This window comes from Streptococcus sp. HMSC072D03 (genome assembly GCF_001812855.1).
Taxonomy (GTDB): domain Bacteria; phylum Bacillota; class Bacilli; order Lactobacillales; family Streptococcaceae; genus Streptococcus; species Streptococcus salivarius_D.
In genome coordinates this window covers 51764-71925 of the sequence record NZ_KV810691.1, presented here as the reverse complement: position 1 = coordinate 71925, position 20162 = coordinate 51764, and the positions used below count along the sequence as shown (strand labels likewise).

Annotated in this window: 20 protein-coding genes; all 20 read left to right on the top strand. The window is 41.3% G+C overall.

All coding sequences use genetic code 11. From position 1 onward, the window contains the following. Positions 1-196 precede the first annotated feature (196 nt). Positions 197-493, top strand: coding sequence for a lactococcin 972 family bacteriocin (locus tag HMPREF2877_RS08485; protein WP_004183233.1), 297 nt, complete (start codon positions 197-199; stop codon positions 491-493). Positions 494-622: 129 nt separating this feature from the next. Continuing rightward, on the top strand, positions 623-2650 hold the full coding sequence (locus tag HMPREF2877_RS08480; protein WP_004183231.1) for a DUF1430 domain-containing protein: 2028 nt from the start codon (positions 623-625) through the stop codon (positions 2648-2650). A gap of 1 nt (position 2651) precedes the next feature. Continuing rightward, on the top strand, positions 2652-3314 hold the full coding sequence (locus HMPREF2877_RS08475) for an ABC transporter ATP-binding protein (protein WP_004183229.1): 663 nt from the start codon (positions 2652-2654) through the stop codon (positions 3312-3314). A gap of 488 nt (positions 3315-3802) precedes the next feature. Continuing rightward, positions 3803-4081: a chorismate mutase gene (locus HMPREF2877_RS08470; protein WP_004183228.1), complete on the top strand. Its 279-nt coding sequence runs from the start codon at positions 3803-3805 to the stop codon at positions 4079-4081. 79 nt (positions 4082-4160) lie between these two features. Beyond that, a complete protein-coding gene (gene trpE, locus HMPREF2877_RS08465) occupies positions 4161-5516 on the top strand; it encodes an anthranilate synthase component I (RefSeq protein ID WP_049528369.1) in 1356 nt (451 codons plus the stop codon). After that, entirely contained in the window at positions 5513-6079 is a 567-nt protein-coding gene (locus tag HMPREF2877_RS08460) for an aminodeoxychorismate/anthranilate synthase component II (protein WP_037599218.1), read from the top strand. The genes trpE and HMPREF2877_RS08460 overlap by 4 nt, the downstream gene beginning before the upstream one ends. A 90-nt stretch (positions 6080-6169) precedes the next feature. Continuing rightward, entirely contained in the window at positions 6170-7174 is a 1005-nt protein-coding gene (gene trpD, locus HMPREF2877_RS08455; RefSeq protein ID WP_049528366.1) for an anthranilate phosphoribosyltransferase, read from the top strand. Then, complete coding sequence (gene trpC / locus HMPREF2877_RS08450; protein WP_070579615.1) at positions 7171-7938, top strand: indole-3-glycerol phosphate synthase TrpC; 768 nt, start codon at positions 7171-7173, stop codon at positions 7936-7938. Before trpD ends, trpC begins: the two co-directional genes overlap by 4 nt. Beyond that, positions 7925-8506, top strand: a complete 582-nt coding sequence (locus tag HMPREF2877_RS08445) for a phosphoribosylanthranilate isomerase (RefSeq protein ID WP_004183220.1) — start codon at positions 7925-7927, stop codon at positions 8504-8506. The genes trpC and HMPREF2877_RS08445 overlap by 14 nt, the downstream gene beginning before the upstream one ends. Beyond that, positions 8503-9711, top strand: a complete 1209-nt coding sequence (gene trpB, locus HMPREF2877_RS08440; RefSeq protein ID WP_002891598.1) for a tryptophan synthase subunit beta — start codon at positions 8503-8505, stop codon at positions 9709-9711. Before HMPREF2877_RS08445 ends, trpB begins: the two co-directional genes overlap by 4 nt. Positions 9712-9714: 3 nt before the next feature. Continuing rightward, positions 9715-10497, top strand: a complete 783-nt coding sequence (trpA, locus tag HMPREF2877_RS08435) for a tryptophan synthase subunit alpha (protein ID WP_070579613.1) — start codon at positions 9715-9717, stop codon at positions 10495-10497. 733 nt (positions 10498-11230) lie between these two features. After that, entirely contained in the window at positions 11231-12403 is a 1173-nt protein-coding gene (locus tag HMPREF2877_RS08425) for an MFS transporter (RefSeq protein ID WP_070579606.1), read from the top strand. A 167-nt stretch (positions 12404-12570) separates the two neighbouring features. Then, positions 12571-13002: a CopY/TcrY family copper transport repressor gene (locus tag HMPREF2877_RS08420; protein WP_070579603.1), complete on the top strand. Its 432-nt coding sequence runs from the start codon at positions 12571-12573 to the stop codon at positions 13000-13002. 3 nt (positions 13003-13005) lie between these two features. Continuing rightward, entirely contained in the window at positions 13006-15234 is a 2229-nt protein-coding gene (locus HMPREF2877_RS08415; RefSeq protein ID WP_070579601.1) for a heavy metal translocating P-type ATPase, read from the top strand. A gap of 74 nt (positions 15235-15308) precedes the next feature. Further along, the gene (gene copZ / locus HMPREF2877_RS08410) at positions 15309-15512 is read left to right on the top strand and encodes a copper chaperone CopZ (RefSeq protein ID WP_002891592.1); all 204 of its coding nucleotides are present in this window, start codon (positions 15309-15311) and stop codon (positions 15510-15512) included. Positions 15513-15649: 137 nt separating this feature from the next. Beyond that, complete coding sequence (locus HMPREF2877_RS08405; protein WP_070579598.1) at positions 15650-16696, top strand: D-alanine--D-alanine ligase; 1047 nt, start codon at positions 15650-15652, stop codon at positions 16694-16696. A 437-nt stretch (positions 16697-17133) separates the two neighbouring features. Further along, positions 17134-17814: an amino acid ABC transporter permease gene (locus HMPREF2877_RS08400; protein ID WP_002884251.1), complete on the top strand. Its 681-nt coding sequence runs from the start codon at positions 17134-17136 to the stop codon at positions 17812-17814. Beyond that, complete coding sequence (locus HMPREF2877_RS08395; RefSeq protein WP_002891585.1) at positions 17774-18451, top strand: amino acid ABC transporter permease; 678 nt, start codon at positions 17774-17776, stop codon at positions 18449-18451. The genes HMPREF2877_RS08400 and HMPREF2877_RS08395 overlap by 41 nt, the downstream gene beginning before the upstream one ends. Before the next feature lies 1 nt (position 18452). Then, entirely contained in the window at positions 18453-19211 is a 759-nt protein-coding gene (locus tag HMPREF2877_RS08390; RefSeq protein ID WP_045769089.1) for an amino acid ABC transporter ATP-binding protein, read from the top strand. Between the two features lie 42 nt (positions 19212-19253). Further along, a complete protein-coding gene (locus tag HMPREF2877_RS08385) occupies positions 19254-20108 on the top strand; it encodes a cysteine ABC transporter substrate-binding protein (protein WP_070579596.1) in 855 nt (284 codons plus the stop codon). Positions 20109-20162 lie beyond the last annotated feature (54 nt).

Below are 20162 nucleotides of genomic sequence, written 5' to 3'. Positions count from 1 at the left end.
TTTTTTGCGTAGCAAAGGTATCAATTCTTACAAAAATACAAAAAGTGTATTGACAAAAATAAAAAAAACTGTATATAATAACTTTAAAAGTAAGCGCTTACTTAATGTAACAGTTGATTTATGAAGGTTTAGAAATGTTATGCATAGTTTATGTCATTTTATTTCCTTCATCGCAATTACTTTAAGGAGAATACTTATGAGAAAAAATATGAAATCGTTAATGGTTTTGGCTCTTGCTGTGACTTCTTTTGGGACTTTGTCTGGAGTTGCTGCAGCTACGCAGTATCCAGGTGGTGGTGTTTGGACTTACGGGGCTTCTAACGGTGGTGCTTTTTCGAATTACTATCATGGTTCGAAATATCATAGTTCAACTGTAGTTAGTCGTTGGACCTCTAAATCTAGTAAGGCCTATGCTTATGCCGGTCAGACTTCGTATGCTTTTATTAAAACGTCTTTTGGCGAGCAGGCTGCCTTTTACTATAACTATAATTAATTAAGTAACGGTGACTAGGTTGAATGTAATATGTCAACCTAGTTTTTGTTTCCTTGTAATGGTTCCATTTTCGACCGTAAACTTTATTTCAATACAAAGATATATAATTGTTCCGTTTAGGAGGTTTGTATGAAACGTGTTTTTATATTCATCTCGACTATCCTGTTTTCTTGCTACTTAGTCACAATGATTGTTCAACAAAATCAGCAAATATCTTTTTCGAGTTATAATGCTGTAGATGTGACTGGTCAGGCTTTGACTGATCATAAGGTATCTAATCGCAAGGAAGTAACAGATGCTTTAACTAATTTAGCTAATGAGCATAATAGCTTAATTGCTAGACGGATTGTTCAACCAAATGAAAAGGGTGAAATAGATTTTCGTTATCAGTTTTACGGACACGTTTCTCCACCTTCTAATTTAAAAAGGGCTTCTCAGGAGAGTGCTGAAGGCAGTGATATAGTTAGTAACTATCTAATTGTCTCAGGTGATTTAAAGGGAGCAGAACTTATCTCGACATTCAGTCAGCTTGGCTATAATGCGGTTGATTTTTCTTCTTATTCAATACTGTCTTTACTTTTAACAATATTATTGAATGAGGTTTCACTTATTAGTTTCGCATTATTTCTGTTGACCTTTGCTTCACTAGTGTTGATTTACCGAATAAAGGATTTAAGGGATGCGGGAATCAAGCTTGTTTCGGGGCAAAGCATGATGAAAGTAATGTTATCATCATTTATCGTTGATTCTAGGCAGTTATTGGTTGCATATTGTTTATCTATTCTTATTGGGGGAGTAGGTTTGTGGCATTTTCGGATTTTGCAATCTTTGCCTATATTACTTTATTTTACAGGAGTAACTTTATATTTTTTTGCGCTATGTTTTATTTCTCTTGGGTTAAGTTTAATATATCTACTAGGGTTAAAAGCAACTTCTTTAGTTGAAGTTATGAGAGGGCGCCTCCCCTTAAGAAGACTTCTAGGAGTGATGTTCTTAGGACAATTCGTTGCAATTGTAGTTGTTGGTATTACTGTAGGTACGTTGTTGAACAGTTATCAAGATTTTGTGCAATTAAATAGTGCTAAAGAAGAGTGGTCTATAAATAGAAATTACTACCAGCTATCTTATAGTTATAGCTCTGCCTTTACACAAGGTAAGGAAGAAGAAAAGCAGAATAAGTCTTGGTATGACTTCGCAAATCGTACTCTAAAGGACGATAAAGGGCTATTTGTAAAAACAAATTTACGTCAGTTCTTAGTATCAAATATAGCTAATGGGGTTAAAATAACAGACTATGTGCCTAATGGGAATACCATTTATGTTTCACCTAATTACTTGGAAAAGCAAAATGTTGGTGTCTCCGATGAATTTTTAGCACAAATGAAAAAACTTAAGCGTGGCGAATTTGGATTAATAATTCCAGAGAAGTTGAAGAATAGTAGGAAAGAGTTAGAGAGTATATATTCAGAATATATGTCAGGTTTCTCAAGTCGTAGTCTAAATCCTCATAGTCATCACTTATTTAAGGTATCGGTCTCTACCGAATTCGTAAAAGATAAGAAAAAGCGTTTTTTGTACAATACAGATAGTGACATACCTATGCAATTCCTTAATGATCCTATTATTGTTGTGACTACACCTGAAGCAATGGGAGATACACCAAGTAGTCAGTTATTTTGGGGAACAGAAGTAGGTTCGGGACTACACATGACGGGCTATAAGGATAGCATTGATTTACTTAAACAAGGTGGTGTTTATCAGTGGGTTTCTTATTTGACTAATAATCGTAATAGCTACTATAAGATTCTTTCAGAGAGTCGTAGTCGCCTTGCTTTTCTATTAATTGGTGTTTTATTAGGTTTATTGACCTCTATACTTTTATTTGACAGTATGAACCTTCTTTACTTTGAGCAATTTAGAAAAGAAATCTTTATCAAGCGATTATCTGGTATGAGGTTTGAAGAAGTGCATTTTAACTATCTTTTTTCACAAATCTGTGTTTTAGGTGTTGCACTTGTGTTTTTGATTTTCTTGACTCATCATTTGATTATGAGTTTACTTATAGTTTCCTTGTTTATTATCAACATGTTTACCATTTTATACAGACAGACGCTTACTGAGAGTAGAACTTCAGTCAGTGTTTTGAAAGGAAAGTAATATGATTGCAATTAAGAAACTAAGCAAATATTTTGGTAAGCGAGTTATTTTTGATGATTTAAATTTATCTTTTGATAAAGGAAAGATATATGCGCTTATCGGAGAAAGTGGCTCTGGGAAAACAACTCTTTTAAATATTCTGGCAAAACTAGAGACTTATGATAGTGGTTCTGTCACTTATGATGGTACAGACTTGAAAGAGATTAAATCTCAAGTCTATTATCGTGATTATTTGGGTTATTTGTTCCAAAACTTTGGGCTTATTGAAAATGATAGTATAAGTTACAACCTGGATTTGGGGTTGGTAGGAAAGAAACTCAGAAAGAATGATATTCAAGAATGCAAAGAAAAAGTGATGAAAGATGTTCATCTGGAACATTTAAATCTTAATCAAAAAATATACGAATTATCTGGTGGAGAAGCACAGCGTGTTGCTCTGGCTAAACTTTTTTTGAAAAATCCTCCTATCATACTAGCTGATGAGCCAACAGCTTCTTTGGATCCTGATAATGCTCAAGAAATTATGGACTTAATTCGATCACTAAAAAATCCAAATCGTATTATTATTATTGCTACCCATAATCCAGGTATTTGGGAACAAGCAGATCAAGTAATTCGATTAAATAAGATTCGATATAACAACTCTAACGACGATATTAGTTAGTTTTAATATCGAGAACCTAGGTTAAGAGGTATTTTGACTTATTCTCATAAGATATCCTGAGGAGATGCAAATACCATATAATGTAAGAAATAAAGTCAGTTGGGTCGTTGAAATTGTCAAAATTAACAGAAAATTCTTGACATCTCTCTAAAAAGGAGTACAATAGTTAGTAAATCAGAAAGTAACTGGTCTTAGATTTTCAGGGAGCCTGCGGTGATTGTGAGTAGGTAATCGAGATGAGCGAACATTGGGCTGATTGGATGATAATGAGAAGGTAATACATATTCTTCTCGGTTGGCACCCCTTACCGTGCAACTCCTTGTTAGAGGAGATAGAGATGATGGTCGTTTTTTGGAGACCATTAACTGAGGTGGTACCGTGTTAAACTAGATTTAATGCCCTCACAGAGTTTTTCTCTGTGAGGTTTTTTGTTTACTTTTATCTTTAAAGAAGTGTTATTTCATTATTCAATGAAAGGTTGGGTATTTATGGATGCATTAAGCGATATTCGAATTGATATTGATAATATTGATAGACAGTTGCTTCGACTACTGGCCCAACGTCAAATACTTGTGGAAAAGGCAGGACGGCTTAAGCCCAAGGGAGACAAGGTTGCTGTCCAGGCTAGTGATCGTGTTGCTCAAGTGATAGCAAACCGTCGTAAGGAGGCACTAGAGCTTGGCTTATCGCCAGATGTGGCTGAAAGTGTTTGGAGAAGCATGATTAAAGCATTTATTGCTTTGGAAGAGAAAGTGAACAAAGAATAATATGGTGCCAATACATCCTATAAAAGGAGCCTTGCATCAGTCTTATTACTCTCGATAAACCAGTTTGAAAGGAAATATTATGAGAAAAATTTTACCAGCCGATACCTTAACACCAATCTTGGCTTATATGCGTGTTCAAGGGGAACACAAGGTTATCCTTGAATCTATTCCTCGTGAGAAGGAAAATGCACGTTTTTCTATTGTTGCCTACAATCCGGTCTTTGAAGTAACCTTCAAGGATGGTGTTCTTTATGAAAATGGTAAGGCGATTGATCAAGATCCTTTCGAATACTTGGACCAAGTAACAGTCAAGGGCATCAAGTCTGACCTACCTTTCGCAGGTGGTGCTATCGGGTTTGCAGGCTATGACATGATTGGTCTCTATGAAAATATTGGTGAGATTCCTGAAGACACGATTGGGACACCTGATATGCATTTCTTCATCTATGAGTCTTATTTGATTTTTGACCACAAGAAGGAAAAGGTTTATGTGGTTGAGGACAATATCTACTCTGATCGTGACAACGATGCGGTGCGTCAAGCTCTTGGTCAGGTGGTAACCAACCTCCAGACTCAGGCGCCAAACGAGTTTACGCCTCAAGCCTTGCAAGCCTTGCAATTTTCAAATCATATCGAAAAAGAAGTCTTCATGGATATGGTGGCTAAGGCCAAGAAACTCATTCGTGAGGGAGATATGTTCCAATGTGTGCTTAGCCAACGCTTTTCAGCGGACTTTGAGGGAGATCCTTTGGATTACTACCGTAACTTGCGTGTGACCAACCCATCAAACTATCTTTATTTCTACGATTTTGGAGATTATCAGGTGATTGGTGCTAGCCCAGAGAGTTTGGTTTCAGTGAAAAATGGAGAGGTGGTAACCAATCCGATTGCTGGAACTCGCCCTCGTGGTACCAATGAGGCGGAAGACGCTGCTTTGGCAGATGAACTCTCACATGATGTCAAAGAAACTGCGGAACACCGTATGTTGGTTGACTTGGGACGTAATGATATTGGTAAGATTGCTAAAAATGGTACGGTCAAGGTGACCAAGTATATGGAAGTTGAGTATTTCCGCTATGTGATGCACCTTACCAGTGTGGTTAAGGGACAACTCTTATCGGAATTGACAGCACTGGATGCACTAAAATCAACCCTACCAGCTGGAACCGTATCTGGAGCACCTAAGATTCGTGCCATGCGTCGTATCTATGAGCTTGAGCAAGAAAAACGTGGTATTTATGCGGGAGCTATTGGTTATCTGTCTGCGACAGGAGATATGGACTTTGCCATTGCCATCCGTACTATGATTCTCAAAAATCAAAAAGCCTATGTTCAAGCAGGTGCAGGTGTTGTTTACGATAGTGTTCCTGAAAATGAATTTTACGAAACGATTAACAAGGCGAAAGCTATGACAAGAATAGGAGATGCCCAATGATTTTATTAGTTGATAACTATGACTCTTTTACCTATAATTTGGCACAATACCTAGGGACATTTACAGAGGTAAAGGTCTTGCGTAATGATGATGAGACCCTCTATGAAGCGGCGGAAAAAGCTGACGGGTTAGTCTTTTCACCAGGTCCAGGTTGGCCAGCTGATGCGGGTAAAATGGAAGCCTTGATTAAGGATTTCGCTGGTAAAAAACCGATGATGGGAATTTGCTTGGGGCATCAGGCTATTGCGGAAACTTTTGGCGGTAAGCTCGGCTTGGCTAAAAATGTCATGCATGGAAAACAAAGTAACATCACTTTTGAAACGCCATCGCCTATTTTCAAGGATATCGACAATGATGTCCCAATCATGCGTTACCATTCCATCGTTGTTGACCAAATGCCAGAGGGCTTTGATGTGACAGCTATCACAACTGATGATCAAGAAATCATGGCCATTCAACATAAGGAGCTACCTATTTACGGTTTGCAATATCACCCAGAAAGCATTGGAAGTCCAGACGGGCTTAAGATGGTTGAAAATTTCGTAAAAATCGTTGCAGGCTAGTTGGACAGTTTTTGGACTAGATTTGTCTACGCTCAAAACCTCTTCTCGTGCATCAGAAAATATTGAACAGTTTTTAAAAGGAAAACAGATATGAAAGAAATATTCCTACAAATCTCAAGCCGCCAAGACTTGTCTCAAGACCAAGTCCAAGCAGTCTTTAACCGCATTCTCAAAAATGAAGTCTCAGAAAGCCAAATTGCTGCCTTCCTTATGGGGCTTAAGACTAAGGGGGAAACAGCAGATGAAATCACAGGTATCGTGCGTGCCCTCAAATCACATGCGACTGTCTTGCCTGAGACTTTCACAGATGCTATGTGTAACTGTGGAACTGGTGGTGACCAGTCTTATAGCTTTAACATTTCGACAACTGTTTGCTTTGTCCTAGCAGCAGGTGGTATTCGTATGGCCAAGGCTGGTAACCGTTCGATTTCCTCTAAATCTGGTTCGGCTGACGTCCTTGAAGCCCTTGGAATCAACGTTGCAGCATCACCAGAAACCCTATCTAAAGCACTTGACGAGGTTGGTTTGGCCTTTATCTTTGCCCAAACCATGCACCCAGCTATGCGTTTTATCGGTCCAGCCCGCCAAGCTCTTGGGATTCCAACGATTATGAACTTGGTTGGGCCACTGGCTAATCCGCTTGATCTAGAGACACAACTCATGGGGCTCTATCGTGTGGAATTACAAGAAATTGTTGCTAATGCTATTCAACAGTTGGGACGTAAACGTGCGGTTATTATCACAGGTCCTGACAATATGGACGAAGCTGCCCTCTATGGCACTAACACCTACACCCTTTTGGAAGATGGTCACATCAGCCAACACACTTTCACTTATGAAGATTTGGGTATGGAAAAGGTTGAGTTGTCTGACATCACAGGTGGCGATGCCAAGGAAAATGCAGAGATTCTCCTTAGTGTCTTGAAAAATGAAGCTAGTCCTTACCTTGAAACAACAGTGCTTAATGCAGGTCTCGGCTTCTTTGCCAATGGTAAGGTTGAGACTATTAAGGAGGGTGTAGAGCTTGCTCGTCAATTGATTGCGGACGGCTCAGCCCTAGAGAAACTTCGCCAACTCCAAGAGGTACAAGTATGAGTAAAGCCTTTCTCCCAACAATCTTAGAACAAAAAGAAAAAGAAGTGGCCCAATTGGTCATGGAAGACTTGCAGCCCTTGCGTCAGACCTATCGTCTTTATGATTTTCTCAAGTCAAATCAAAACAAGCTGCAAATTATTTCTGAAGTGAAAAAAGCTAGTCCAAGTATGGGTGATATTAACCTAGATGTGGATATTGTGGCTCAGGCCAAGACCTATGAAGAAAATGGTGCAGCCATGATTTCTGTTTTGACAGATGAGGTTTTCTTCAAGGGTGATATTTCCTATTTGAAAGAAATTTCGTCACAGGTGGCTATTCCAACCTTGGCTAAGGACTTCATTATTGATGAGAAACAGATTGTGCGTAGTCGTAATGTGGGTGCGACAGTCATTCTCTTGATTGTAGCGGCCTTGCCAGAGGCTCGACTCAAGGAGCTCTACGATTTTGCGACAAGCCTTGGCTTGGAAGTCTTGGTTGAAACGCATAATCTGCCAGAATTGGAAGTGGCTCATCGTATTGGTGCTGAGATTATCGGTGTTAACAACCGTAATTTGGTTACTTTTGAGACAGACATCAATACCAGTCTTGAGTTATCAACGCATTTCAAGGACAAGCCTGTTTATATTTCTGAGTCGGCTATTTTTACAGGTCAGGATGTTGCCTTAGTTGCCCCATATTTTAATGGGATTCTAGTAGGAACTGCCCTTATGACGGCTGACAATGTGGCTGAAAAGGTCAAGGAGTTGCAAATTGACAAAGGTTAAAATTTGTGGACTGTCGACACCAGAAGCGGTAGCAACTGCAGTTGAAGCAGGTGCTGACTACATTGGCTTTGTGTTCACCAAGAGTAAGCGCCAAGTGAGTCTTGAGCAAGCTCACCAGCTGGCTAAAGGGGTGACAGCCCAAACAAAAGTCGTCGGTGTCTTTGTTTCACCAAGTCTTGAGGAACTGGAAGAAGCGATTGGTCAGGTTCCTTTAGATATCGTTCAGATTCATGGAAGTTTTGATGAAGTTCTGATTCCAAAGATTTCAGTACCAGTTATTCGAGCTATTCAGATTTCAGATAGCGATTCTCAAGTCAAGAGCCAGGCGGATTATCTTCTCTTTGATGCTCCCATTGCTGGTAGTGGTCAGACCTTTGACTGGCAACTCTTGGCTGATAAGCAGATTGAGCAGGATTATTTCATCGCTGGTGGCTTAACTGTGGACAATGTGGCAGAGGTCAAGGAGATTTTCCACCCCTATGCCTTAGATGTGTCCTCAGGTGTCGAGACAGATGGTTCCAAAGATTTAGATAAGATTAAAGCATTTATAGAAAGAGTGAAAGCATGACATATCAACAACCTGATGCAAAAGGATTTTACGGAAAATTCGGTGGTCAGTTCGTTCCAGAAACGCTGATGACAGCTGTTATTGAATTGGACAAGGCCTATCGTGAAGCCAAGGAGGATCCAAGTTTCCAAGCGGAATTGGATGATCTCCTCAAAAACTATGTGGGCCGTGAGACACCTCTTTACCACGCCAAACGTTTGACTGACCATATCGGTGGAGCGCAAATTTATCTTAAACGTGAGGATCTTAACCATACAGGTGCCCACAAGATTAACAATGCCCTTGGTCAAGTCTTGCTTGCCAAACGTATGGGCAAGAAGAAAATCATCGCCGAAACAGGTGCAGGTCAACACGGTGTTGCAACAGCGACAGCCGCAGCCCTTTTCGACATGGATTGTACAATCTATATGGGTGAAGAAGATGTTAAACGTCAGGCGCTTAACGTTTTCCGTATGGAATTGCTTGGTGCCAAGGTATTTAGCGTAACAGATGGTTCGCGAGTGCTTAAGGATGCCGTAAATGCAGCCCTTCGTGCTTGGGTTGCAGGTATCGAGGATACGCACTACATCATGGGATCTGCCCTTGGTCCTGCACCATTCCCAGAAATTGTTCGTGACTTCCAATCTGTCATCGGTCGTGAAGCCAAACGCCAATACGCTGAGATTTCAGGTGGTAAATTGCCAGATGCTGTAATGGCTTGTATCGGTGGTGGTTCAAATGCTATCGGTATGTTCTACCCATTTGTTAATGATAAGTCAGTAGCCATGTATGGTGCTGAGGCTTCTGGTTTGGGGCTTGATACTGAAAAACATGCCGCAACCTTTGCCAAAGGCCGTCCAGGTATCCTTCATGGAGCGCTTATGGATGTCCTCCAAGATGCTCACGGTCAAATCATGGAAGCCTTCTCTATCTCAGCAGGTCTGGACTACCCAGGGGTTGGTCCTGAGCACTGTTATTTCAACGAAATTGGACGTGCGACTTACGACTCTATCACAGACGAAGAAGCTCTTGAAGGCTTCAAACTTCTGTCACGTTTGGAAGGTATTATCCCAGCTCTTGAGTCTAGCCATGCCATTGCGCTTGCGCAAAAAGTGGCAGCTAAGATGTCACCAGACCAAAGCCTCATCGTCTGCCTCTCAGGTCGTGGGGACAAGGACGTTATGCAGGTTAAAGAACGTTTCGAAGCTGAAGCAGAAGGGAAATAAACCATGACAAAAACACTAACAAAACACCTACAAGCTATCAAAGACAGTAAACGCGGTATTTTCGTACCTTACATCATGGCGGGTGACCATGCTAAAGGTCTAGACGGACTCTTTGAGACCATTGCTCTCTTGGAAAATAGTGGTGTCTCAGCTATTGAGGTGGGTATTCCATGGTCAGACCCTGTGGCCGATGGTCCCGTTATTGAATTAGCAGGACAACGTAGTTTGGCTAAAGATGTGACTTTGACAGCTATTATCAAGAAGCTTCAAGAACAAAAAACACAGGTACCTTTGGTTATCATGACCTACATCAACCCAGTTTATCAATATGGTATCGAAGCCTTTGTTAAGGATCTTGCAGATACATCTGTCAAGGGGCTCATTATTCCTGATTTGCCAGACGAACACGCTGACTTTATCACCCCATATTTGAAAGACAGTGATATTGCTCTCGTGCCTTTGGTAAGCTTGACTACAGGTATTGACCGTCAGAAACAGTTGATTGATGGTGCAGAAGGTTTTATCTACGCTGTTGCCATCAATGGCGTTACTGGTAAGACTGGTAATTACCGTGATGACCTTGATAAACACTTGGCTAACTTGACTGCTCATGCTGACATTCCAGTTCTCACAGGTTTCGGTGTGTCAACAGAGGAAGATATCAAACGCTTTAACGCTGTGTCAGACGGTGTTATCGTGGGATCAAAAATCGTCCGTGACCTTCACGACGGTAAGGAAGAAGAAGTGGCTGAATTTGTTACATTCGGTTCACACTTTGAAAAATAGCAGATGATACTTTCCAGAAATGGGGAGTATTTTTTATCAAAATTATTCTTTGGAGCAATTTGATTTTCTTAGTTATCAAGCTTATAATATGGGTGGATTGTAGCGAATTAAATTTATCTCTTGTTTTTATTTTCATCTTACTTATAGAAAGAAGGTAGACAAATGAAAGTATCATTGAGGGTAATACTAGGGGTCTGTTTCTTAATAGGCGCCTTACTATTTTTCTATCGAGGAGAAAATCACTATGCTCTGATTTTTCTTTTGGTTGGTGCCTTGTATCTCTACAAAGGTCTGAGTTGAGGGTTAAATCATCGTAATCAACTTTTCTATATCTCGTATTGAATGAATAAGCCTTTTTAGTGACATGAATGTCACTATTTTTTTCTTTTCGAAAACTATAGAATGATGTCATAGCTTGTTTAGAGCTAAAAAAGTAAGGAAGAGAAGGGTTCTCTGAACTTGATTGATTACATTTTGTCATTCTTTGTATCAAACAAGAAAGCTCAGGCAATACTCTTTATGATAATTTACTTGGCTATTATTTACCCTAGCATATTTACATTTTTGTATGGTGAAGGCAGGGATTTTGGGCGTAGCCTCGTCAACTCAATCTTATCTTAGTAAAGTTTAGCACCTCTTAGGAGGTGTTTTTCTAATGCGCTGAACTATTGAAGGCTAGTATGTTCAGTGTTACAATAAGTGCAATGAAAAAGAAAAGGTTTAGAAATCGTTAATGTTTACCAACAATTCCAGAATTATTTTCCTTAATAGGTTTTTGTCGCTGATTATCGAGTACGGCTATGCGATAGCACTGAGTATTATCTTCTCTAAAATCTCGGTGGACTATGTCTTAGGGCTATGGATTGCCAAATTCTTAGGAGGGATTCTTGCCAATGTGGGACACCAATTTGTAGGAAAAATCACAAATAAAAAATATGTTTTGATTGGTATTGAATTGCTTAAGGCAGTCTGTCTGGCTTTAATCTATCTTGCCATGGGTAGTGTTTTTGTATTTGCTTTGGTGGTTTTGACTGAAGTGCTGACGACTTACTTTAACAGTTTGTTGTCCTCAGCGGTGCCTGTGCTTGTTAAAAAAGCCAACTTGCAAAAATTTAACAGTACCTATACCATGATTGGGTCAGCTTCCTATTTCTTAGCACCTATGATAGTTGGTCTCTGGGGTAGCCTTGATTTAGGGAGCTTATTTTTGGTCTACAGTGTGCTAACGCTACTAGCAACCCTCTTATTGTTTAAACTGGGACCGATTATTTTTGACCGTGAGAATGAATCAGAAGAGGAGGTTTCTTCCAGTCAAGGTAGTCCTATTTTTGGAAGGCAGAGTGTCGTCCTTAAGATGGTTATGATGACTATACTCTTACAGTCAGTGGGTGTCTTATATGATGCTTATGAGGTTATCTTCCTGACCAAAGACGTCGGTATTTCTAGTCAGGCCTATTCTTTCTCTCTGTCCTTCTTGGCCATTGCCTTTCTAGCAACGAGTTCAATTCTATCTTTCAAAAGTCTCACTAAATACTCCCCTATGACCGTTTACTTGTTAGGCTCTCTTGTCTATTTGGGTTACGTTGTCGTCTTTCCATTCGTAGCTAACCTACCGACTGTTTTGCTTAGCTATATCTTTTTAGCAGTTGGCCAAACGATATCTGGAATCTCGCAAAATGTTTACCTGCAGGAGAAGTTGAATCCTCTACAGCTCAACAATCTTTATTTGAAAATTGAAGTCTTGAATCAGGTTTTGACAGGGATTGTTGTATTTGTCAGTGGTATGCTTATCAAGAGAGGTCTGCAAGTCACTACAATTTATTTGGGATACAGTCTTCCAGTCATTATACTCGTTTTGGGAATAATGCTTATGACTAAACTGCATCAGAAAAATCCAAAGGCATAATTTTTTGCCTAAGATAATGAAAGTCTTCCAAGGTCCTTGAAGTGATCTTGGAAATTTTTTTAAAAATAAATCTACAAATGTAGACAAAACTCTTGACGAATTTTCACAATAGCGTTAAAATAAATCTACAAACGTAAACGAATGACGACATTCAGAAAGGAGTTATCATGCTGACAATTTCATCTGCGGAATGGGAAGTCATGCGAGTGCTCTGGGCTAAGGGGCAGGCGACTTCTTCAGAGATTATAGCGATTCTAGCTAAGAAGCTTGACTGGTCGGCTTCGACAGTTAAGACCTTGCTTGGACGTTTGGCGGACAAGGGTTACCTAACCAGTCAGCGTCAAGGACGAGGCTTTATCTATCAAGCTAGCTTGGGTGAAGATGAAGCGAATTTTCAAGCTTTAGAGACTGTTTTTGACAAGGTTTGTTTGACCAAACACAGCGACTTGTTGGGTCAACTCATCGAGAAGACGCCGATGACTCAAGCTGATGTGGATAAGCTGCAGGCCTTGCTTCTAGCAAAAGAACCTGTGGATCAGGTGGTTTGTGACTGTGTGCCAGGCCAATGTGCCTGTGGGCATCATATGGAGGTGATATAGGAAATGGCAAAAGAAACCTTTGTGGTTAATGGGATGACCTGTGCATCCTGTGTAGCCAACGTTGAAAATGCTGTTAATAAGTTGGATGGTGTGGACAAGGCTGTGGTTAACCTAACCACCGAAAAAATGTCTGTGGACTATGCTGGGGATAAGGTTAGTCCAGAAGTTATTGAAAAAGCTGTGGCTGACGCTGGTTATGAGGCCGAAGTCTACAATCCAGAGACAGCTAAAAGTCAGGAAGAACGTGAAGAAGACAAGATTCACAAGGTGCGTGAGCGTCTCATTTGGTCATCAGTCTTCACCATTCCTCTCTTTTATCTAGCTATGGGGCCAATGGTCGGTCTACCTGTGCCAAACTTCTTGTCTCCTCATCATGCAGCCTTGACTTATGCCTTGGTGCTGCTAGTTTTGACAGTTCCAGTCATGTGGTTGGGTCGTTCCTTCTATAGTAATGGTTTTCGTACCTTGGCTAAGGGTCATCCTAACATGGATGCCTTGGTAGCCTTGGCAACGTCGGCAGCCTTTCTTTATAGTCTCTATGGTACTTACCACATTTCATTGGGGCATGCCCATCACGCCCACCAACTTTATTTTGAGTCAGTGGCTGTTATCTTGACCCTGATTACTCTAGGTAAGTACTTTGAAACCCTCTCTAAGGGTCGAACTTCAGAAGCTATCAAGAAACTCATGCACTTGTCAGCCAAGGAAGCAACTGTCCTTCGTGATGGTAAGGAAGTCAAGCTTCCTGTGGATAAGGTTGTTCTTGGTGACCATATTGTGGTCAAACCTGGGGAAAAGATAGCCGTGGATGGTCAGGTGATTTCTGGTAGCTCTGCTATTGATGAGAGTATGCTTACAGGTGAGTCACTCCCTATTGAAAAATCTGCTGGTAAACCAGTATTTGCAGGTTCTATTAATGGTCAAGGTAGTCTGATTTATGAGGCGGAAAAGATTGGTAAGGACACCTTGCTTTCCCAAATCATCAAATTGGTTGAGGATGCCCAACAAACCAAAGCGCCGATTGCAAAGATTGCCGATCAGGTGTCAGCGGTCTTTGTTCCCGTTGTCATGGCTATTGCCCTTGTTTCAGGTCTCTTCTGGTACTTTGTCATGGGACAAACCTTTACCTTCGCTATGACTGTAGCAGTCAGCGTCTTGGTTATTGCTTGTCCATGTGCATTGGGACTTGCGACACCAACAGCCATCATGGTTGGTACAGGCCTTGGTGCTGAACACGGTATTCTCTACAAGCGTGGAGATGTGCTCGAGTTAGCTCACAAGGCTGATGTCCTCGTTTTTGACAAGACAGGAACCATTACTCAGGGGAAACCTCAGCTCGTTTCTAGCTATACTTATGGCAATAGCAGAGCAGCCTTGCAGCTTTTGGCATCCTTGGAAGCCAAGTCTGAACACCCTTTGGGTCAAGCCATCCTTGTGGCAGCAGAAAATGCTAACTTGGACTTGTTGGAGATGGACAATTTCTCAAGTTTGACTGGACGAGGACTTACTGCAAGCTATGCAGGCAAAACTTATCTAGCTGGGAATCAAACTCTTATGGCTGAGGAAAAAGTCGACTTGACTTCAGCACAGGCTGATTTCCAAAGCTTGACAGCGGATGGTCAGACACCTATTTTCTTGGCTGAAGATGGTAAGTTAATCGGACTCTTTGGTGTAGCTGATCAGGTTAAAGCAGATAGTGCTGATATGGTGGCAGCTCTTCATCAAATGGGCAAGGAAGTCATCATGTTGACTGGTGATAATGACCAAACAGCCCAAGCCATCGCTCAAAAGGTTGGTATCAAGCGTGTTATCAGTCAAGTGCTTCCGCAAGAGAAATCTAGGGTGATTAGCGACCTTCAAGCAGAAGGAAAATCAGTCATCATGGTTGGTGATGGTATCAATGATGCCCCAGCCCTTGCGACTGCAGATATCGGTATTGCTATGGGTTCTGGGACAGATATTGCCATGGAAAGTGCCGATATGGTCCTTATGAAACCAAATCTCATGGATGTGGTTAAGGCTCTGAAAATTAGTCAGGCGACAATCACAACGATTAAAGAGAACCTCTTTTGGGCCTTTATCTACAATATCTTGTCTATCCCAGTGGCCATGGGTGTCCTCCACCTCTTTGGAGGTCCCCTGCTTGACCCAATGATAGCAGGACTGGCCATGAGCTTTAGCTCTGTCTCAGTCGTCCTCAATGCTCTGCGACTCAAACGCCGCAAAGTCTAAGCGTCAGTTACTTATAACTCTCGCCACTTAAGCTGTGTATCAAAAAAATAATTAAAGAAAAGGAAGAAAGAAAAATGACAAAAACATATAATATTACAGGAATGAAATGCCAAGGTTGTGTCAACACCGTTACCGAAAAACTCTCTGCTGTCAAAGGCGTAGACAAGGTTCAAGTTGACCTCGAAAACAAACAAGTCACTATCGAAGGTAAACCATGGAAGTGGTCTCTCAAACGTGCCCTTAAAGGCACTAAGTTCGAACTTGGTGATGAAATTTAAGACAGGAAAAAAACAGCTATCAGGCTGTTTTTTCTGCCCATAATCTTTTTGAAAATCCCTCTCTTTTGTGATATGATTAAGGTAATTATGTTCTCAAAATTGAGACTAGAAAATCAAGAAAAGAAAACGGTATACCTATGTCTAAACAAATCCTTATCCTTCTCTACGGTGGACGTTCAGCAGAACGTGAAGTGTCTGTACTCTCAGCTGAGAGTGTTATGCGTGCGGTGGATTACAGCGCATTTGAGGTTAAAACCTACTTTATCACTCAGTCTGGTGATTTTATCAAAACACAAGAATTTACAGAAACACCAGGTGATGACGAGAAGCTCATGACTAATGACACAGTTGTGGCTAGTCAGGCTATCAAACCAAGCGATATTTACGAAGAAGGCGCTGTGGTATTCCCGGTTCTTCATGGACCAATGGGTGAGGATGGTTCTATCCAAGGTTTCCTCGAAACCCTCAAATTGCCATATGTGGGTACTAATGTTCTTTCTTCAAGTGTGGCTATGGACAAGATTATGACCAAGCATATTCTTGAAGTTGCAGGTGTGCCTCAGGTTGCCTACACAGTCTTCATCGAGGGTGAAGATTTGGAAGCAGCAGTAGCTGAAACGCTTGAAAAATTGACCTTCCCAGTGTTTGTCAAACCTGCTAACATGGGGTCATCTGTTGGGATTTCTAAAGCTGAAAATGAAGCAGAGCTTCGTGCAGCGATTGATCTGGCTCTCAAATATGATAGCCGTATCTTGATTGAGCAAGGTGTGGTTGCCCGTGAAATCGAAGTTGGTATCCTTGGCAATACAACTGTCAAAACGACTGATCCAGGTGAAGTAGTCAAGGATGTGGCTTTCTATGACTACCAAGCCAAGTACATCGACAACAAGATTACCATGGACATCCCAGCTCACGTGCCTGCAGAAGTTATGACGCAAATGCGTGCTTATGCGGCTAAGGCCTTCCGTGCCCTCGGTGGTTGTGGTCTTGCCCGCTGTGATTTCTTCCTAACAGAGGATGGAGCCATCTACCTTAACGAGCTCAACACCATGCCAGGTTTCACCCAATGGTCTATGTACCCACTTCTTTGGGAAAATATGGGACTTTCTTACTCAGACCTTATCAAGGAATTGGTGGCCTTGGGACAAGAAATGTTCGACAAACGTGAAAGCCATTTGATTTAAGAAATAGTATCTAAAACACAGACATCTTAGTCTCGGAGAAATCTCTGAGACTGAGGTGTTTTTTTCTTTACAGAAATCCAGATTTTATTTATATCTTTTCTTTATCACCTCGATAAAAAATACATATTATCCAAATAATCTAACAGGTGGTAGAATAAATCTAACGTTTCAAATGAAATAAAGCAATTCGTTGGTGTTTGATGAAGATTTGCGTACCGCAATGATTATCAGGGGCGAGTGAAGGTCAAAGGGCTAGAAGTAGATGGCAGTGAATGCTCACGGAATTTTACACGCCCTTTGTATCTTATGGAATTGAACACAGGCTAAATTCCTAGAGCAAAAGATAAACTTCCTAGTGTGCCAGCACACGTCGTCAGTTTCCTATTTGCCTTACGGAATTTTCTACGCCCTTTGTATCTTAAATGAGGAGGTAAGTTTTGGACTGGTCCATTGTTCAACAGTATTTGCCCTTTTATCAGAAGGCATTCTTTTTAACCTTACATATTGCCGTTCTGGGGATTCTTGGTTCCTTCCTTTTGGGCTTGGTGGTGAGTGTTATTCGTCATTATCGAGTACCGATTTTGAGTCAGCTTTCGACGGCTTATATTGAGTTATCTCGTAATACGCCGCTCTTGATTCAGCTTTTCTTTCTCTACTTTGGCTTGCCTCGTATAGGTTTGGTTCTATCCTCAGAGGCTTGTGCTGTGGTAGGTTTGATTTTCTTGGGTGGTTCCTATATGGCGGAGTCCTTCCGAAGTGGCCTAGAGGCTGTTAGTCAGACCCAGCATGAAGTGGGTTTGTCTATTGGTTTGACGCCATTCCAAGTCTTTCGCTATGTGGTCCTTCCTCAGGCAGTGGCTGTGGCGCTTCCGTCATTTAGTGCTAACGTCATTTTCCTTATCAAGGAAACGTCAGTATTCTCAGCGGTAGCCTTGGCGGATCTGATGTATGTGGCCAAGGATTTGATTGGTCTTTACTACGAAACCGATGTGGCTCTAGGCATGTTGGTGGTGGCTTATCTCTTGATGTTGCTGCCGATTTCTCTAGTCTTTAGTTGGATTGAAAGGAGGTTACGCTATGCAGGATTCGGGCTTTCAGGTTCTTCTTCAGGGGAATAATTTCCTACGTATCTTACAAGGTTTAGGCGTAACTATTGGAATTTCCATCGTCTCAGTTCTTCTGTCCCTTTTACTAGGAACCCTTTTTGGAATTGTCATGACTTCGAAGTCTAAGATTGTTCGTTTTTTGTCACGTATTTATCTGGAATTTATTCGTATCATGCCCCAGTTGGTCTTGCTATTTATTGTTTATTTTGGTCTGGCTAGGAACTTTAACATCAACATCTCAGGCGAGCTATCGGCTATTATCGTCTTTACCCTTTGGGGAACGGCTGAGATGGGTGATTTGGTGCGTGGATCAATCACGTCACTACCTAGACACCAGTTTGAGAGCGGAAGGGCCCTTGGTCTAACCAATGGTCAACTCTATACCTATGTGATTATTCCACAGGTCTTGCGTCGCTTGTTGCCTCAGGCTATTAACCTGGTGACACGGATGATTAAAACGACGTCCTTGGTGGTTTTGATTGGGGTGGTTGAGGTGACCAAGGTTGGTCAGCAGATTATCGACAGTAACCGCCTGACTATTCCAACAGCTTCTTTTTGGATTTATGGCACGATTTTGATTCTTTATTTTGCCATTTGTTATCCAGTATCTAAGCTGTCTACTTATCTTGAAAATCGTTGGAGGAACTAAGATGACAGAAAGCATTTTACAAATCAAGGATTTGAGAAAGTCCTTTGGGGACAATGAGATTCTCAAAGGCATCTCCTTGGATGTTAAACAAGGTGAAGTCGTTGTTATCCTGGGTTCCTCAGGTTGTGGGAAATCGACCTTGCTACGTTGCATCAATGGCTTGGAGACCATTCAAGGAGGCGATATTCTCCTGGATGGCAAGTCTATCACTGGCAGTAAGAAGGATTTCCACCTGATTCGTCAGAAAATCGGAATGGTCTTTCAAAGTTATGACCTCTTTCCACACTTGGATATCCTACAAAATCTGATCTTGGGTCCAGTCAAAGCTCAAGGACGTAACAAGGAAGAAGTCATTGCGGAGGCTGAGAAACTTTTGGATCGTGTGGGACTTCTGGACAAGAAGCATAGCTTCGCACGACAACTGTCAGGTGGTCAAAAGCAGCGTGTGGCCATTGTCCGCTCCCTGCTCATGCATCCTGAAGTTATCCTCTTTGACGAGGTGACGGCGTCGCTTGACCCTGAGATGGTTCGTGAGGTTCTGGAATTGATTAACGACCTCGCTCAAGAAGGGCGTACCATGTTGATTGTCACCCATGAGCTTCAGTTTGCGCGTGCCATCGCTGACCGTATTATCTTTATGGATAAGGGAGTCATCGCTGAGGAAGGTACTGCTGAAGAATTCTTCAATCAACCAAAGACACAGCGAGCTCAAGAGTTCCTCAATGTCTTTGATTTCAGTCAGTTTGGTGCCTATTTGTAACCCATTGTTTTTAGTAAAAATATAATATTTTAGGAGATATTTATGAAATTAACAAAGAAAATTTTTGCCCTATTAGCCCTCGTCTTTGCCTTGGTAGCAGTGACTGCTTGCTCAAGTAACAGTAGCTCTGGTAAATCAACAGCTAAAGCACGTACCATTGAAGAAATTAAGAAGAGTGGTGAACTCCGTATCGCCGTCTTTGCGGATAAGAAACCTTTCGGTTATGTAGATAACAAGGGTGCTTACCAAGGTTACGATATTGAACTTGGGAACCGTTTGGCAAAAGACTTGGGTGTTAAACCTAAATACGTCTCAGTAGATGCGGCCAACCGTGCAGAATTCTTGATTTCAAACAAGGTAGATATTACCCTTGCTAACTTTACAGTAACTGATGAACGTAAGAAACAAGTGGACTTCGCCCTTCCTTACATGAAAGTCTCAATCGGTGTGGTGTCACCTAAAGACAAGGTCATTAAGGACGTTAAAGAACTTGAAGGTAAGACTTTGATTGTTACTAAGGGAACAACTGCTGAAACTTACTTTGAAAAGAACTACCCAAATATCAAATTGCAAAAGTATGACCAATATAGCGATGCTTACCAAGCCCTCCTTGATGGTCGTGGCGATGCCTTCTCAACTGATAATACAGAAGTTCTTGCTTGGGCTCTAGAAAATAAAGGTTACGAAGTTGGAATCACATCACTTGGTGACCCAGATACCATTGCCCCAGCCGTTCAAAAAGGTAACAAAGAACTCCTTGACTTTATCAATAAAGACATTAAGAAACTTGGTGAAGAGAATTTCTTCCACAAAGATTATGAAAAAACACTTCACCCAACTTACGGTGATGCAGCTAAAGCTGATGACCTCGTGGTTGAAGGTGGCGAAGTGAAATAAGACTAGTTCCTCTCTAAGGAGTAAGTCTTGCTTAATAAGAATAAAACAACCATT